The 15,176-nt window shown below is 47.2% G+C and carries 16 protein-coding genes and 1 pseudogene; 4 read left to right on the plus strand and 13 right to left on the minus strand.

All coding sequences use genetic code 11. The features are described from left to right. Window positions 1-18: 18 nt before the first annotated feature. The 8 genes and pseudogenes from LAJLEIBI_RS12095 to kduD form a co-directional block, all read right to left on the minus strand. A pseudogene (locus LAJLEIBI_RS12095) lies at window positions 19-324 on the minus strand (dihydrodipicolinate synthase family protein); the annotation flags it as partial. 23 nt (window positions 325-347) lie between these two features. Beyond that, a complete protein-coding gene (locus tag LAJLEIBI_RS12100) occupies window positions 348-1,373 on the minus strand; it encodes a hypothetical protein (protein ID WP_006442363.1) in 1,026 nt (341 codons plus the stop codon). A gap of 10 nt (window positions 1,374-1,383) precedes the next feature. After that, a complete protein-coding gene (locus LAJLEIBI_RS12105) occupies window positions 1,384-2,289 on the minus strand; it encodes a sugar phosphate isomerase/epimerase family protein (RefSeq protein ID WP_006442364.1) in 906 nt (301 codons plus the stop codon). Further along, window positions 2,286-2,711, minus strand: coding sequence for an HIT family protein (locus LAJLEIBI_RS12110; RefSeq protein ID WP_006442365.1), 426 nt, complete (start codon window positions 2,709-2,711; stop codon window positions 2,286-2,288). The genes LAJLEIBI_RS12105 and LAJLEIBI_RS12110 overlap by 4 nt, the downstream gene beginning before the upstream one ends. After that, on the minus strand, window positions 2,708-4,234 hold the full coding sequence (locus LAJLEIBI_RS12115) for a tripartite tricarboxylate transporter permease (protein WP_006442366.1): 1,527 nt from the start codon (window positions 4,232-4,234) through the stop codon (window positions 2,708-2,710). The genes LAJLEIBI_RS12110 and LAJLEIBI_RS12115 overlap by 4 nt, the downstream gene beginning before the upstream one ends. Window positions 4,235-4,251: 17 nt before the next feature. Beyond that, window positions 4,252-4,707 carry a tripartite tricarboxylate transporter TctB family protein gene (locus LAJLEIBI_RS12120; protein WP_006442368.1) on the minus strand — a complete coding sequence of 152 codons (456 nt, stop codon included), beginning with the start codon at window positions 4,705-4,707 and terminating at the stop codon, window positions 4,252-4,254. An 85-nt stretch (window positions 4,708-4,792) separates the two neighbouring features. Then, entirely contained in the window at window positions 4,793-5,803 is a 1,011-nt protein-coding gene (locus tag LAJLEIBI_RS12125) for a tripartite tricarboxylate transporter substrate binding protein (RefSeq protein ID WP_006442370.1), read from the minus strand. Between the two features lie 29 nt (window positions 5,804-5,832). Further along, the gene (kduD, locus tag LAJLEIBI_RS12130) at window positions 5,833-6,597 is read right to left on the minus strand and encodes a 2-dehydro-3-deoxy-D-gluconate 5-dehydrogenase KduD (RefSeq protein ID WP_006442372.1); all 765 of its coding nucleotides are present in this window, start codon (window positions 6,595-6,597) and stop codon (window positions 5,833-5,835) included. Window positions 6,598-6,823: 226 nt separating this feature from the next. On the opposite strand from kduD, the gene LAJLEIBI_RS12135 reads away from it, so the two are divergent. Together LAJLEIBI_RS12135 and LAJLEIBI_RS12140 are read left to right on the plus strand one after the other, a co-directional pair. Next, window positions 6,824-7,828 (plus strand): LacI family DNA-binding transcriptional regulator, encoded by a 1,005-nt coding sequence (locus tag LAJLEIBI_RS12135; protein WP_006442373.1) that lies wholly within the window; start codon window positions 6,824-6,826, stop codon window positions 7,826-7,828. Continuing rightward, entirely contained in the window at window positions 7,822-8,748 is a 927-nt protein-coding gene (locus LAJLEIBI_RS12140) for a PfkB family carbohydrate kinase (protein ID WP_006442374.1), read from the plus strand. Before LAJLEIBI_RS12135 ends, LAJLEIBI_RS12140 begins: the two co-directional genes overlap by 7 nt. 9 nt (window positions 8,749-8,757) lie before the next feature. Here LAJLEIBI_RS12140 and LAJLEIBI_RS12145 read toward each other — a convergent pair whose 3' ends face one another. After that, window positions 8,758-9,312, minus strand: a complete 555-nt coding sequence (locus LAJLEIBI_RS12145) for a prolyl-tRNA synthetase associated domain-containing protein (protein ID WP_006442375.1) — start codon at window positions 9,310-9,312, stop codon at window positions 8,758-8,760. Window positions 9,313-9,505: 193 nt separating this feature from the next. Between LAJLEIBI_RS12145 and LAJLEIBI_RS12150 the strand changes: the two genes are divergently transcribed. Continuing rightward, window positions 9,506-9,841 carry a hypothetical protein gene (locus tag LAJLEIBI_RS12150; RefSeq protein ID WP_040434813.1) on the plus strand — a complete coding sequence of 112 codons (336 nt, stop codon included), beginning with the start codon at window positions 9,506-9,508 and terminating at the stop codon, window positions 9,839-9,841. On the opposite strand, the gene LAJLEIBI_RS12155 is transcribed toward LAJLEIBI_RS12150, so the two are convergent. Then, on the minus strand, window positions 9,822-10,673 hold the full coding sequence (locus tag LAJLEIBI_RS12155) for a MerR family transcriptional regulator (RefSeq protein WP_147570445.1): 852 nt from the start codon (window positions 10,671-10,673) through the stop codon (window positions 9,822-9,824). The genes LAJLEIBI_RS12150 and LAJLEIBI_RS12155 overlap by 20 nt on opposite strands. Window positions 10,674-10,897: 224 nt before the next feature. Here LAJLEIBI_RS12155 and LAJLEIBI_RS12160 point away from each other — a divergent pair, with 224 nt between their 5' ends. Next, window positions 10,898-11,779: a MerR family transcriptional regulator gene (locus LAJLEIBI_RS12160; protein ID WP_006442379.1), complete on the plus strand. Its 882-nt coding sequence runs from the start codon at window positions 10,898-10,900 to the stop codon at window positions 11,777-11,779. A gap of 11 nt (window positions 11,780-11,790) precedes the next feature. Here the strand turns inward: LAJLEIBI_RS12160 and LAJLEIBI_RS12165 are convergent, their stop codons facing one another. The 3 genes from LAJLEIBI_RS12165 to LAJLEIBI_RS18360 form a co-directional block, all read right to left on the minus strand. Then, window positions 11,791-12,555 (minus strand): toll/interleukin-1 receptor domain-containing protein, encoded by a 765-nt coding sequence (locus tag LAJLEIBI_RS12165; protein WP_006442380.1) that lies wholly within the window; start codon window positions 12,553-12,555, stop codon window positions 11,791-11,793. After that, window positions 12,536-14,368: an N-6 DNA methylase gene (locus LAJLEIBI_RS12170; RefSeq protein ID WP_040434814.1), complete on the minus strand. Its 1,833-nt coding sequence runs from the start codon at window positions 14,366-14,368 to the stop codon at window positions 12,536-12,538. The genes LAJLEIBI_RS12165 and LAJLEIBI_RS12170 overlap by 20 nt, the downstream gene beginning before the upstream one ends. Before the next feature lie 118 nt (window positions 14,369-14,486). Then, window positions 14,487-15,104 carry a sensor histidine kinase gene (locus LAJLEIBI_RS18360; RefSeq protein WP_227055111.1) on the minus strand — a complete coding sequence of 206 codons (618 nt, stop codon included), beginning with the start codon at window positions 15,102-15,104 and terminating at the stop codon, window positions 14,487-14,489. Between the last annotated feature and the right edge of the window lie 72 nt (window positions 15,105-15,176).

Below are 15,176 nucleotides of genomic sequence, written 5' to 3' on the forward strand. Positions count from 1 at the left end.
TTTCCATTCCTTTCCATATCAAAAAAGTTTCAGTGGTATGCCGGCATCATTGCAGAGTATTTCCAGCCTCTTCTCTAATGCCTCTGTCTGCTGACGCTCCAGATCAAGCTGCGGACTTCTCATTCCACCCACATCGATCCCTCTTATCTTAAGCGCTTCTTTAAAATAAGACATATTGCTGCCGCACCGGAGCGCGTCACAAAATCTGACACATATCTTCTGCATCATTTGCGCCTCTTTCAGCCTTCCTTCACTGTACAGCCTGTACACCGTGACAAAGGGCTCCGGAAATACGCCGGCTGTGCCGGACACAGTCCCTTCGCATCCAAGTAATACCGCTCATTAAATCAGTTCCCTGATAACGTATACATATCAACGGCATCTTCTCCGTGACTCGCCGCAAAGATCCTCGCCGAGCGTTTACCACGCACAACTGCGATCTGTGCGGCACCAGTTCCAAAGTCGCAGTAAACGGGTACAAATACCGGCTTCTTTTTTCTCTCCACACGGTAAAATGACAGCGCCTTATCCCCGGCACGGCTTCCCCCGATGATATAAAGTTCCCCGAACAGTTCTCCGGCCCAGAGAACATGTCCAAACTGTACCGGAAGTTCCCCGATACAGCAATACCGCTCACCCTGCCGTCTCAGAAAACGGATGCGGTCTCCGTGAAACCCCTGTATTGCCGCGATCTCATCATTACCGTCGCCGTCCACGTCTTCCAGCCATACATCGCTCGTCTCCCCCGCCTTCCACAGTCTTGCAGACCACGCTCCGGCTTTGCACAGATGCAGGATGCCCTCTGCAGCCCCTACAAATATATGAGCACAACTGTTATCTTCCTTGATGTACATCCCATGATTCTTCGTGAGTCCCTCATAGAGACACGTCAGTGACACAGGACAGCCTTTCACGTATTCCCCTACATATACGGCGCCCGGATGATTCCAGTCCTCCACGTATGCCTTATCATTACATAATGTTGACGCAATGAGAAATGTCTTTCCATCCCCGTTCACTATTCCGATGCGGTGCACATACGGCAGCCGGCAAAGCTCTGTTTTATCTGTCGTGAGCTTTCCATCCCGAAAAGCCAGCACTGTCTTGCAGACAGCTGCCTCCTTAGAATCATACACCGGATAAAATCCTTCTATGGACAGTACCGCCTGCTCCTCTTTCAGCGGCACAAGCGACATCACTCCGCCCGGACCGTTCCAGACGGTAAAGCATTCTTCTGACTCCGGGTCAATGAGAAGGCAGGTACCTCCCCTGTTCTCGGATGCCGCCATACAGAACTCTCTCCCGTCAACCCGGACCGCCGTAACTGCATATACCTTCTCCAGGTGAGCAATTCGTTTTTTCCGAATCTCCATATCTTCCTCCTCAGACGTTCACGTCCCTGTCCAGAACCTGTTTCAAAAAAGTTCTGCAGTCTCTCTCGTTAATAAACGGATTTGTATCCGCCGGGCACCTGCACTCGACCGATACGCCATACATCTCTTCCCCGGGCAGAACAGCTGCCGCATCCGCCAAGATCCCGGCTCCGCAGGAGACATCCAGAAATCCCGGCTCTCCCATCTGCATATGCCAGTCCCCATACCCATCCAGTTCCGGATTCAGGACAGCATTGGCCAGATGGATATGTCCCAGATACGAAGCCGACGTACACAGAGATTCTTTCAGATGTTCACCATTCAGCGCCGCATGTGCGCTGTCCCATGACAGCAGGCACTCATTGCGCCCCATGTCTGCCAGTCTCACCAGCCGTACAGCTTCGTCCGACGGACCGATAAGACGGTTTTTGTGCGCCCCTCTGTCCAGTGGTTCCAAAAGAAGTTTCATTCCGGGGTACTTTTCCACCTGCTCCAGTACCGACTGAAGAACTTCCTCCAGTCCCTCACTGGCTTCTTCTCTGAACTTCTCCCCCGGATCCGGTCCGCTGACCATGGCGATCCGGTCAGCGCCGCTCTCAGCCGCCATATCCACCAGTTTTTTGATCTTGTCCGTGGTTTTCCTCCTTACCTCTCTGTCTGCAGCCGACGGGTTGAGGCCGGGCGCGGACAGGTCGCTGGTTATCCACTGTGTGAATCCGACACCGTACCGGCCTACTATATCTGCAAGTCTGGATCTGAGTCTTTTAGAATGGAGCGTGCCTGTCTCCAGCCGGCGGTAATAACCCTCGTCCAGTATTTTTTCGACTGCATCGAGCAAAATCTCCTCTCTGTCCAGATATGGATAAAAACATTCAGACGCAAGAAGAGACGGATAAAATCTTTCTGATAACTTCAAAGTGCCGCCTCCTCTCTTTCCAGTTCCTTTATGATCCTCTGTCTCACAGCTTCATACGCTTCATTCTCAAGCAGTACCGGATGCTCCTCATTCATTTCAAACAGATACCCCCAGTTTTTCTTCTCCTTGTACTTAGGAACAATATGTATATGCAAATGCTCCGAACAGTCTCCGAGAATAGCATAATTGATCTTATCCGGTGAGAACAGGCGATTCAGAATCACGGCTGCTGTGTACATTTCCCTGCACAGCTGTGTGTATTCCTCTGCCGTTAAATCTGTCAACTTCTTTATGTGCTGTTCTGCCGCCAGTATACAGCGCCCCGGATAGGTCTGATCACGGTGCAGGTACAGTGTGTGTCTCTTCACCTTTCTTATCCTGATAAGATCCGGTCCGCCCTCTTCGCAGTACATACATCTCATGACATGTCCCCCCTGTCGTCTCTTCTCTTTCTGCTTCCTGCCAGTTTCCTCTTTATGGCCGGCTGGATGAACGGATAGAATACCGCCCCGAACGCGATGATCAGCAGCGCCAGCGATATCGGATGCTGTATGAAGATCAGCGGATTTCCATTGGACATTACAAGGGAGCGTCTAAAATTGTTTTCAATCGTCTTACCCAATATCATTCCCAATATGATCGGCGGTATGGAAAAGTCCAGCTTCAGCAGGAAAAATCCCACAAAACCGGCGATTATCATCAGATACACGTCGTAAATGTTATTGTTCAGGGCATATGTCCCCACGAAGCAGAACACGAAGATGATCGGCACCATGAGTTTATTCGGCACATTTACGATCTTGGAAAACACGCGGATTCCAAGATATCCGAGAATGCCCATCGCAATATTCGCAATAAACAGGCCGATGATTATCGTATATACCTTGTCCGTCTGTTCCACGAACAGCAGCGGTCCCGGCACGATCCCCTGAACCATCAGTGCCCCGAGCATGATAGCCGTGCAGGCGTCTCCCGGTATCCCAAGTGTAAGCAGCGGTATCAGAGCTCCCCCGCACACTGCATTGTTTGCAGCTTCCGGCGCAGCAATCCCTTCCGGCACGCCTTCCCCGAACCTTTCCGGGTGCCGCGACCATCTCTTTGCCTCGTTGTATCCGATCCACGAAGCGATATCGCCGCCGGTCCCCGGTATAGCTCCAATAATAGAACCGAGAATGCTGGACCTTAAAATAGTCTTCCATATAGCCTTTAGATCAGCCCTTGTCGGAAGCACACGCTCCAGTTTTCCCTTTACTTTCTCCTTCACCTTTCCATACTGTTCCTCAACAGAGATAAGTCCCTGTGAAAGAGCAAAAAGACCGATCAGAACGGGAACAAAATTGATTCCCCCGGTCAAATATATCCGGTCAAACGTAAATCTGTACGTACCGTTGATCGTGTCCATTCCGATAGTAGAAAGAAACAGCCCCAGAAATGCTCCTAAAATGCCTTTCCATATGGATCTGCTCGATACGCTTGTCACAATGCTAAGACCAAAAACTCCAAGCGCAAAATATTCCGGTGCACTAAACTTCAGTGCCACTTTCGCCAGCAGCGGGGCTGTCCACAGTAACACAAAGGCAGAAAACACACCCCCGCAGAGAGATGCAGTCGTGGAGATTCCCAGAGCACGCCCCGGCTGCTTAAGCTTTGTCACCATCGGATGACCGTCCAGACAAGTGGCGGCAGAGTTGGCCGTGCCGGGTGTATTAATAAGAATCGCTGTTATAGAGCCCCCATATATGGCTCCGCAGAAAATACCCAGCATCATCAGTATGCCTCCATATCCATCCAGCGACAATGTAAGCGGCAGCGTGACCGACATTCCCATGACTGAGGACAACCCCGGCATAACACCTACGAGGATACCGATCAGCACACCTCCACATACGCAAAACAGATGATATGGCTGCATGATATTTAAGAAAACATCCACAAAAACACTCATTCGATCCCCTCCTTTCTCTACATAAAAAATGCCCTCGGCAGGACTACATGCAGGCCGACTGCAAATATTACATAGATAGCCGCAGTCACGCCGACCCCTCCTGCCGCCAGCCATATCCCCCGTTTCTCTCCCAGTGTGAACATAACCGCCGGGACAAACAACAATGCCGCTATGACTAGCCCAAGATACTGCAGGCCGATCCCGAACAATACGATCAGCCCGGATAATATATATACTCTCTTTATTCCCTGTGATGTATATACGATAGGGGGGCCGCTTTTTTCCTCTTTCTTGATAAACGTCTCAGCCAACAGTACCGCCGATACGATCAGAATGCCTGCCGCTATGACACGCGGCCAGAAACCGCTCCCCGGCGCGCCTGCATAGTATTTGGGAAATTCTTTTGTGAAGTAAAAAATGCCCGCCGCCAGCATGCACATGAGAACAGATATGCCAACATTATACTTTTTCATGGTTGCTACCTCCACATACTGTTTAAGAGGCAGGGAACCGGAAATATTGTCCCGTTTCCCTGCCGTCTGCCCGCCTTTGCGCAGGCTATTCCACCTTGATATCCTTGCAGAGCTCCTTATAAAAAGCAAGCTGTTCCGCGATAAACTCCTGTGCCTCCTCTGTAGTCATCGGGATATTCTGCATATTCAGCTCTTTCAGCGTCGTCTGAAATTCCTCTGATTTGACAGCTTCGCCAAGCACATCCTCCAGATAGCCGCAAATCTCAGGATCTGTTCCCTTGTATGCAGAGATGAAGACCCACCCGAGAATCTCAAAGTCTACATCAGGATACGTCTCTTTCACCGTAGGTATATCCGGCCATGCTTCAATCCGGTCGTTTGATAATGTGGCAATGGCCTTCAGCCCGCCTGCCTCCAACTGCCCCATCGCCGGGGAAAGCTGAGTATATGTGCCGTCTATATGGCCGCCGACAACAGCTGTCACCGCATCGCTGGAACCATCGTAAGATACTTGTTTGTAATCCAGGTCAAAATAATCTGCCACAGCAACTGCTGAGAGATACGGAGCGGCCCCGACACCGGAATCCCCTATAGAGACTTCTCCCGGATGTGCTTTCACATATTCCACGAACTCTTCCATAGTGTCATAAGGGGCGTCTGACTTAACTACAAGGGCATACGGGTCGCCGATGGAACACGCCAGCGGCACAAAATCTTCCGGCGACATGTCCGTCCTGCCAAGCGCATAGTTGATTGCCAGATCAACATTGATACAGCCAAGCGTATAACCGTCTGTCTTTGACGTGGCCACCTGGTTCAGACCGACAAGACCTGCGCCGCCGGTCACATTAGAAGCCATAAAATTTACGCCGGAAGGAAGCTTTGGTCCAGCCGCGTCCAGCGCCGCACGCACGGACAAGTCCGTAGGCCCGCCGGCGGAAAACTGGATGATTGTGTTGATGTTCTGCTTTGGATAATCCAGCTCTGTCCCTTCTTTTTTATCTGATGAAGCATCTTTCTCTTCTTTCTTCCCGCATCCTGCCGCGAGACTTCCCACCATTGCCAAAATAAGTACGAATGATAATATTTTTCTCATAATTTTCCCTCACTGTCCTGTTGAAACCATCAGGATTTCGCTAAAAATCCACCGTCGACTGCTATCGTAAAACCATTTACATAATCTGAGGCATCTGAGGCAAGAAATACTGCCGCTCCTGCTAAATCTTCGGGTCTGCCCCATCTCTTCATCGGGATTCTGGGCGCCGTCTCTGCCATACGCTCGGGCTCACTGCGCATGGCCGCCGTCATGTCTGTCTCTATATACCCGGGGGCAATGGCATTGATATGTATCCCGTACTGTGCCCATTCATTACACATATGCATAGTGATCATCCTTACCGCAGCCTTTGAAGCTGTGTACGGTATCACTTTGATGCCGCCCTGATAAGACGTCATGGAACCGATGTTGATGATCTTTCCGCCTCCTCCCTGCTTTATAAACTGCCGGGCCACCCGCTGACACATAAAGAACACCGCCGTGAGATTGACATCAAGCACATCCTGCCAGTCTTCTTCTGTCACATCGATCGCCATGGCCCTTCTCGTAATTCCCGCCGCATTCACTAAAATGTCAATCCGTCCGAAGGCTTCCAGTGTCTGCCTCACGATCATGTCCGGCGATTCCTTCTGAGCCATGTCTGCCCTGATGTTCAGATACTTTCGTCCGAGCTGTTCAACCCCCGCTCTCGTTATTGTATCATCTGAGCGCCCTACACATACAATATGTGCTCCGGCCTGCGCAAGGCCCAGGGCAATACCCTGTCCAATGCCCCTGGTAGCTCCTGTTACGATCGCTACCTTTCCCTGCAGGTCAAAATTTCCGTGTGCCATTTTGTTTCCTCCTTTTGATTTCTTTTTTCTTTTAAATGTAAACGTTTACTTTTTTATGAAATAATGATATCATTTAAATGTAATACTGTCAAATTGTTTTTGAACGTATGGTAACAAAAATTTTTGGATATTTTACATTATTTTCCATTCCTCTGTTTTCATTTCTTTTTTCAGCATATATAATGGAATCAGAGAAAAACTAAGTATAGTAAGAGGAGACCTGTATATGGTTACATTAAAAGATGTCGCTAAGCGGGCGGGCGTCAGTATCGCCACCGTTTCAAGAGTTATGAGTAATTCCGATGCTGTTGCGGACAAGTCAAGACAACGGGTGCTGGAGGCCATTGAAGAGCTTGGCTATTATTCCAACGAACTGGCACGCGGACTCCGGCAGGAAAAGATAAATGCCGTCGCGGTCATACTGCCCGACATTTCAAATCCATTTTTCGCAGATATGCTGAGAGGAATCGACGATGTCCTGTCAACATGTAATTACTTTATCTTGTTTAACAACACGGATAATAATATAAAGGTAGAGAAAAAATGTCTGGAGAATATGCGCTCCATGGCTTTATCGGGCGCTCTCGTGTACTGCTGCCACAAATCTCTCGACGGGCTGGCCGATTCACTTCCGGCCAACTCCGATACCGTGTTCCTGTCAGAAGGCGGTGGTCTGAATGCAGACAATATCCATTTTCTGTCTTTCAGCAGAAAAGAGACGGCATACGCTGCCGCCAGACATCTGTATGACCTGAAACGACAAAAGCTTCTGCTGCTTTTAAGCTCGTTTCAGCAAAACGACAGCGATTTTATTGATGGAATAAAAAAAGCTGCCGAAGAAACCGGCGGCAGTTACTGTACTGCATATTCCTCTGTCAATGAAAAGGATGCATCCCGCGTCTTTTCCTGCGCATACAGTGATGAACATCCTGACGGAGTCATCACGGAAAGCGATATTCAGGCTATGGGCGTGCTGTCATGGCTGCACACGAATGAAATAAATGTTCCCGGAGACATCTCTATAGTCGGCCTCGGAAACTCCTCACTGGCACAGTGCACACAACCAAGACTCACCTCGGCTGCTCCTTCCGGCTACCAGATTGGTATGGCGGGAGCAAATTATCTTCTAAACTTCATCCAAAAGGACAGCGGAAATTTTCTGAGAGACACAAAGACGCTGGAGCAGATGCTGCTTCCTAATATCATTGTAAGGGGGTCGAGTAAATGGTAGAACAGACAGAAAGACCGGACATATTGACTCTTGGCGTGCTGAACGTAGATGTCGTTATGGAGCTCAGCCACAAGATAATAGGCGGGAAAATCATCGGAAATGAAATATCTCTGAATACAGGAGGCCACGGCTGCAACCAGGCGATCGGCATCGCAAGAAGAGGCGTATCTGTCGGCATCCTCGGGAAACTTGGAGAAGACGCCTTCGCCGTCCAGATCAAGGACACCCTCGCAAAAGAAGGAGTCTGCTTAAATCTGCTTCTGGACGCTCATTCTACTAATACCGGCCTTGGAATCATTATGGTTGAAAAGGAGAAAAAGAATACTTATATCGACTTCCTCGGTGCAAATTATCAGATGACGCCGGAGGATATTGATTCTTTTGAATCCTATATAAAAGAATGTAAAATGGTCGTCATCCACCTGGGCTTTTCAACTTACGGCGCTGCACTGCGGCTCATAGAACTGGCTAATAAATATGGTAAGACAGTCGTCGTGAACCCTTCTTCCTCTACTGATATGGAAGAGGCGCTGTTAAAGCAGATCGATTACCTTGTCCTGAACTACGCAAAAGCGTCAAGTCTCCTGGATATGGCGATCGATAATCTGAAGGGAGCACGTGTAGCCGCCAATCTGCTGCTGAACCAGATAAAAAAGGCTATTTTCGTCCAGATGGATGACCAGGGCGTTCTTGTTGCCACACAGGAAGAATTCACTGTTCTTGACGCCTATTCGGTGTCCACAACCGCGGATATGTCCGGTGTCACGGACTTCTTTACAGGCGTACTTTCAGCGGAACTTGTAAACGGCGCTCCCCTCTCCTTTGCTGCCATCAAGGCACACCGCGCCGCCATGATATGCGCCGGCAAAATCGGTGTCTATACAGCATTCCCGACAAAAGAAGAAATGGATGCAATATAAAAATTCCCCTCAGGACTGAGGGGAATCACTACTTAATGTCACTGTTTTATAATCATGATGCACCGCGGCCAGAAATTTCCCGAAGACATCCTCTGTGCGAAGCTTCAGGCTTGACGTATTTACGCACGGGTGACATCCCACATACTCTTCCTGCAGTATTTCTTCATCTACAAGCAGCTGCACTGAGCAGTCCGTGTCATATATAAGACCCATGACAGTCGCGGAGCCGGGTGCCACATTCATATATCTGACCATATCCTCCCCCGAGGCGAAGGAGAGCCTGGATGTTGGAATCTGGGCGGACAGTTCTTTCGTCCGGAGCACTTTATGTCCCGGCAGCATGAGCAGATAAAAGGCTGTCTTCTGCCGGTTGCATAAAAACAGATTTTTGCAGATCGTAATGCCAAGCACTTTATCTACTTCCAGACAATCCGCGATCGTACCCACCGGTCCGTGGTCTGTCCTGGAATACTCGATTCCAAGCCCGTCCAGCACATCATACACTTTCATTTCCTTATCTTCACGTCCTGCTGCACAGGCGGGACGGCCGTTCTGTAATATCATAACGTCATCTCCTGGTATATCGTCAGTGTTAACTATTATGATTTTACTCTAAAACTATACAGCTGAAAAGAAAATTTTGAAAAAAACATTGTTATTTTGTCCGCAGTACCACATAATTAGACTATACTCTCGTGACTTTGAAAAACATGTCTTTATGAACGCTGGTAAAAAGGATGGGAAAGGATGGTTTTATATGGCTGAATTGATCGCTGGGGCGGTTTTTGTTTTTCTGACTGTTATCTGTTTTATATACGGTATTTCCGCCTGGAATTACAGAGGTCCTGTACTCATGAATAAATATTTGCTTGCTTCCGCTGAGGAAAAGAGAGCTCTTGCAGGACAGCCTGAGGAAGAGAAAAAGGCGGACTACCGTTATGCGGCCAAAATCTCCTTCGGTATTGCCTTTATGTGGTTTTTTGCTTTTCTCGGCATAATCGCAGACCTGCGTCTCATATGGATCTCCGTCCTCACGGCTTTTGTTCTTGCCGTATATGCGCTGTCCGAACTCTTCAGGAACAATCGGAATTAACGGTTGTCCTGTGCATCCTTCTTCGACCGATCAGAAAAGTAACTGCCAATATGATTATATCCGTCAGTAAAACAATGGGGAAATGCCTGACGGCCCCGCCCAGAAAAAGCAGTGTAAATATCTCTACAGACAGCGCTGCAAAGCACAAAAAGTTTGTGATATAATTCGTCAGGCTGTCACTGTAGACGGTATGCGTATACAGCCATCTCCACAGGAACGGGCGCAGAAGAAATCTGATCACAACACAGGCCGCGGGATAGGCGAATATCGCTTCTCTGCCGGCTGTCGCGCTGACGGTTCCCCCGCTCCACTGGACGGGGATCTCAGACGGCAGATAACTGTAAGAAAAGAAAGCGGCAGCCATGCTTAACACAAGCAGAACACTCCATACGACCGTACCACCCCAAAGGTAGAGAAAACCTGCGCAGTCCGTCCGTAAAACATTCGGATTCTCTTTCCACTGCTCTTCCAGATCAGTCACATAACGCTCTACGTCCAAATCATGAAAATGGATCTCTTTCTCCTTCAGCATTGCACCGCACAGCTTTCTGGCGCTCTCCATGTCCGCGATCTGGCTGTCCAGTATCTTCGCCTGTCTTTTGACCTCTTTAGAAAGAGACCGCTTTCCCTTCATCAGCTCTCTGATCATCTCGATCGAAAACCCAAGCGTTCTCAGATACGCGATTCTCCTTATGTTCTCTACATCGCTCCTGGAATATTCCCGGTAGCCGTTTGAACTGTTTCTCTGCGGAACAACAAGTCCTTCTTTCTCGTAAAAACGGATGTTTGACCTTGGAAGCTTTGTTGCCTCTTCCGCTTCTTTTATTGTCATATAATATCACCTTCTTCTTGTTCAGTATAATTCTTCTTGTTCAGTATAAAGTATAAACAGGGTTTACAGTCAATTAAATATTACATTTTACGAATATCACAGAAAAAAAGATTGACTCACACGCAACGTGATAGTGTACCATATAGTTATGGAAGAGCACAGGATATACGCCGGCAGAATTCTGCGCTTCTTCCTTTACTCTCTATGATAAGGGGCTGATAACGATGAAAACAATAAGTCAGGTTGCCAGGCTGACGGGAATAAGCACACGTACTCTGCAGTATTATGATGAGATCGATCTGTTAAAACCAAGTGAGCTTACACCGTCCGGCTATCGTCTTTACAACGACGAGGCTTTACAGAAGCTGCAGCAGATCCTGTTTTTTAAAGAACTGGATTTTAAACTGGGAGAGATCAAAGCGATTCTGGAGGAACCGGGCTTTGATAAAATCAAAGCGTTCAAAAATCAGAAAAACCTGCTCAAATTAAAGCGGGACCGGATAGATAAGCTTATCGGACTGCTGGGCAGACTGGAGAAAGGAGAACAATGCATGAGTTTTAAGGAATTTGACCTGAGTGAATATATTGAGGCATTAGAAACATTTAAAAATGAAAAAACAGACGACGTCATCAAATATTGGGGAAGCGTTGAGAAATTCAATGAATTCATCCGTAAAATAAGGGAGGATGACGGACACATGGCAGAACTAGCAATTAAACAATTCGGCAGCATAGAGAAATACACAGAGGCCATGAAGTATAATCTGGAGCATTTTTCAGAGCTGATGGAACAGGCAAATGAAATCGCCGAAAGAAAGGATGAGATATTACAGCACAGCGATGATCTGTTCACGAAACTGACGTCCGACATGACCAGAGATATCACTTCCGAGGATATTCAGAGCACTGTCCGGGATATCATTGAGTTTTCACAGGAGAACAATATGGGAATCGATATGGGTGACGGATATTGGGATATGATGATAGAAAGCTATACCCATGATACTGTCAGGGAAATCAACGATAAAAAGTATGGAGCAGGCGCCTCCGACTATATCGCCGCGGCCCTGCGGTACTATTTCCACAAGGAGCAGCCCTCTGAATAGAGGGCTGCTCCTTATCCCAACACCTGCAGATCATCCGGATAAATATTTCTGGCCAGACCAAGATCCGGGAACTTATTCACCTTAGACTTTGAAGTTTTAAAACGTACTTTTTCCCCCACGTGCAGATCCGGGAATACACCACGCCAATAAAACAGCCAGTCACTCGCCGCTTCTTCGCCATCCGGAGGCTCGGCTATATGTCCTTTGATCCCGTAGCACCGGTAGTTTTCTTTTACCTGACGGACACTGCTGACCGTTGCCTCGTAATATCCCAGGCTGTCCTTTTCGATCACATACTCTCCCTTCAGAAAGTTTTCTGTCTGTCTGACAAATACCGGCAGTCTCTTGCGGAATTCATTCGTCTGGTGTGTTTGACTTATCCCACAGTCATACAGTTCATCATATACCCTGCTCATATCGTCCTCTGAGTATAATTTCCGCATCTCCATTCCTTGAAGCGGTGTATCCGACAAGTCTGCATAGGAAACGAGCAGCAGCGGAAAAAACTGCTTACTCATTCCCCATGCCGCCCCCATCTCCGTGAGACAAAATTTACTCTCCAGATATTCCTCTGTGATCAGTGAAATAACAGCCTCACACTCCTGTAGTTTTTCTCTGATCTTTTCTATAAATGTTTCTCCCGTAACAAAACTTTCGGAATATGCTGTGCAGAATATATCAGAATTATTGACCCCCATGCCCATCTGCAAAAATTCCAGAAAACAACTTACCAGCTTTTCATTTTTAGAACTGTAGCTAATAAAAATCTTTGCCATCCTTTTCCTCCTTCAGTATCTCAAGCAGCTTCTGCCTTTCTTTTTGATAAGATTCCGTCAGTCTCTTCTGTTCGCTAAAATATCTTTCCCTGTTCTGTTTGAGCTGCTTCCCGATCACTTTCATAAGCTCCTTATCATATTCAGGCACTTTCATCTTCTTAATACTTGCATTACTCAATATCCGTATGGTCGTGCCTGACTGAATCCGCTCTAACGCCAGCTGTCCCTGTCCGGAATATAAATATTCCAGTAAAATATATGGATCATACTTTCTTTCGTCTACCCGCAGCAGCGTAATATTCCCACTGATAAACGCAGGAGGCGGATTTGCGCCAACTACAGCCGCCTTAATAACCGACCCTTTTGATGTCAATAAGATATCATCTTCACTGACGCGGAATTTATCTTTGTATGCCGGATGTCCCTCCTGTATCCGCTCAGCTGTCTCATAAATAATTCTGCCGTCCTGTATATCTTTTATGTTGATAAAGCAGGCTGTCCCTTTTTCCTGCTCTGCAATTTTAGTTAATGTCTGTGATCCTCTGATAATATCGGCTATATCTTCTACCGTAGTATTACTGTCTAATCTTTCCTCTTCTTTAAGCTGAATGTACTGTATTGGTTTAAAAGAACATGTATCGGCGTCAAGGTCTGTGCTTTTCAGCATAACACTAATGCCGGACAGTTCCGTTCCGTGCCGATAGCATTTACCGGCAATGTAAATTCCCTCTTCCGTTACAGCGCACATATTCCTTTTTTCAATTTTATAATAACTGCTGATGTCTATAAACAAGATTTTCTCACGGCGTTCGGGACGCTTATTTTTATTAAAAATCAGAAGTTCCGTTCCAATTCCCATCCTGGGATATAAATTTGACGGCAAGGTGATCACCGCCTCCAGCCAGTCACTTAACACGATCTGCTCCCTTAACCCTTTTTCATTCAGACGGATCAAGGCTCCGGAAGTCGCTAACACAGCCGCGCGTCCCTTTACATTCAGCCTGTACAAAGCATCCTGAATAAAGATCCAGTCTGAATAAATATGCTGCTTGTCAAAATGTATCAGCCTGTAGTCTCTTCTGTCATATGTCTCTGCAACATTGTTTCCGCGGGGAATATCCATAACGATCAAGTCTGCCAGTTCTTCTACCGTGGATCGGGGCAGCGCCAGCAAGTCCGTTTTAACGATCCTGCCACGTTCAACACCGTGTAAATATAAATTGATGTCTGCAATATCACACAGCACAGGCTCTACTTCAATACCACAGAATGTCAGCGCCGGATTTTCCCGGGAAAGTTTATGATACAGAGTTAATCCGTAAAGTCCTGTTCCACAGCACAGATCTAACATATGCTTCGCCTGACTGCCCGAAAGCAGTTCTGCGACCAGCTTCTGGACGCTGGCCGGAGTTGACTGATATGTTCCGCTCCATCCTTCCAATTCCAGCACTGCCTGCAGCAGTACGTCCATCTTTTCTGTTATTCCCTCTCCTTTTCCACAAACGTCGTTTCTCATATATGTGGAAATATAATTTTCCACATCTCCCAGTATACGCTGTATCTCTTCATCATTTTCAACAAGGACCCAGTCCACTTTCTCAGAAAATCGATGCACAGCTACTTTAAAATCATAATCATAAACATCCTCAAAAGACATTTTAAAACTTTTTTGTGTAAATTTTCCGCTATATGCTATGCCTTTCATACAACGGCAGCCTTCTGAAAAAATCAGCATAACAAATAAATAGAACACCTGCTCCGAAACGATCTTCTGCTGTAATTCTTTCCAGTACCTTCCAATCAGACTTTCCATATCGCCATCCACCTTATGATATGAATATATCATTGCGCAGCAAAAATGTCAATTATGAATTCCAATACATAAAATTATAAGCCGGCATTATTCCTTCAAAAGCCGGCAGCCCTGCTTTCTACAGATGAAACATGATCTGTATCGCAGTCCCTTTCCCGCTTTCACTCTCAATAAAGAATTTCATATTGCTCCCAAACAGCAGCTTCAGCCTGTTATAACAATTGTAAAGCCCAATATGTTCCGAATCCCGGCTGCCTTTTGTTGTCAGCAGATTTTCCTTTATACTGTGCAGCTTGCCGGCTTCGATACCGGTCCCGTTATCCTCAAGCGTAATGACACATCCGTCTTTTACTTTCGCACAGGCAAGCAATACCTTTCCACCCTCCGGTTTGTCCAGAAGACCATGCTTGATCGAGTTTTCCACTAACGGCTGCAGGAAGAAAAACGGAACTTCGATATCCAGAAGCCCGGGATCACATTCCAGCTCATATTCAATGCGGTCCCCAAACCGAATCTTCTGTATCATCAGAAAATTCTCTATATAGTTCAGTTCCTGCTTCAGCATGACTGTTGACTTCACGTCCAGGAGACTGTAACGCATCATGCTGGCAAATGAATCGAGCATTTTTGCCGCGGTGTCATATTCTTTCATGGATAACAGTCTGGAGATCGTATTGATGACATTAAAAATAAAATGGGGCGTCACCTGTTTTTGCAGCGCGTCAAACTGCGCCATCTTCAGTTGATGCTTCAGTTCGATCTGCTGCTTCTCATAAAGCAGTAACTTCTCCCTGTTGGCTGCCAGGTC

The organism is [Clostridium] hylemonae DSM 15053 (genome assembly GCF_008281175.1).
In the GTDB taxonomy this organism is placed as follows: Bacteria; Bacillota; Clostridia; order Lachnospirales; family Lachnospiraceae; genus Extibacter; species Extibacter hylemonae.

Excerpts from the sequence above, each read along its gene's own strand:
- LAJLEIBI_RS12100 (WP_006442363.1), bottom strand. The coding sequence starts at position 1,373 with ATGGAGATTCGGAAAAAACGAATTGCTCACCTGGAGAAGGTATATGCA.
- LAJLEIBI_RS12110 (WP_006442365.1), bottom strand. The coding sequence starts at position 2,711 with ATGAGATGTATGTACTGCGAAGAGGGCGGACCGGATCTTATCAGGATA.
- LAJLEIBI_RS12115 (WP_006442366.1), bottom strand. The coding sequence starts at position 4,234 with ATGAGTGTTTTTGTGGATGTTTTCTTAAATATCATGCAGCCATATCAT.
- LAJLEIBI_RS12120 (WP_006442368.1), bottom strand. The coding sequence starts at position 4,707 with ATGAAAAAGTATAATGTTGGCATATCTGTTCTCATGTGCATGCTGGCG.
- LAJLEIBI_RS12125 (WP_006442370.1), bottom strand. The coding sequence starts at position 5,803 with ATGAGAAAAATATTATCATTCGTACTTATTTTGGCAATGGTGGGAAGT.
- kduD (WP_006442372.1), bottom strand. The coding sequence starts at position 6,597 with ATGGCACACGGAAATTTTGACCTGCAGGGAAAGGTAGCGATCGTAACA.
- LAJLEIBI_RS12135 (WP_006442373.1), top strand. The coding sequence starts at position 6,824 with ATGGTTACATTAAAAGATGTCGCTAAGCGGGCGGGCGTCAGTATCGCC.
- LAJLEIBI_RS12140 (WP_006442374.1), top strand. The coding sequence starts at position 7,822 with ATGGTAGAACAGACAGAAAGACCGGACATATTGACTCTTGGCGTGCTG.
- LAJLEIBI_RS12145 (WP_006442375.1), bottom strand. The coding sequence starts at position 9,312 with ATGATATTACAGAACGGCCGTCCCGCCTGTGCAGCAGGACGTGAAGAT.
- LAJLEIBI_RS12150 (WP_040434813.1), top strand. The coding sequence starts at position 9,506 with ATGGCTGAATTGATCGCTGGGGCGGTTTTTGTTTTTCTGACTGTTATC.
- LAJLEIBI_RS12155 (WP_147570445.1), bottom strand. The coding sequence starts at position 10,673 with ATGACAATAAAAGAAGCGGAAGAGGCAACAAAGCTTCCAAGGTCAAAC.
- LAJLEIBI_RS12160 (WP_006442379.1), top strand. The coding sequence starts at position 10,898 with ATGAAAACAATAAGTCAGGTTGCCAGGCTGACGGGAATAAGCACACGT.
- LAJLEIBI_RS12165 (WP_006442380.1), bottom strand. The coding sequence starts at position 12,555 with ATGGCAAAGATTTTTATTAGCTACAGTTCTAAAAATGAAAAGCTGGTA.
- LAJLEIBI_RS12170 (WP_040434814.1), bottom strand. The coding sequence starts at position 14,368 with ATGGAAAGTCTGATTGGAAGGTACTGGAAAGAATTACAGCAGAAGATC.
- LAJLEIBI_RS18360 (WP_227055111.1), bottom strand. The coding sequence starts at position 15,104 with ATGGCGCAGTTTGACGCGCTGCAAAAACAGGTGACGCCCCATTTTATT.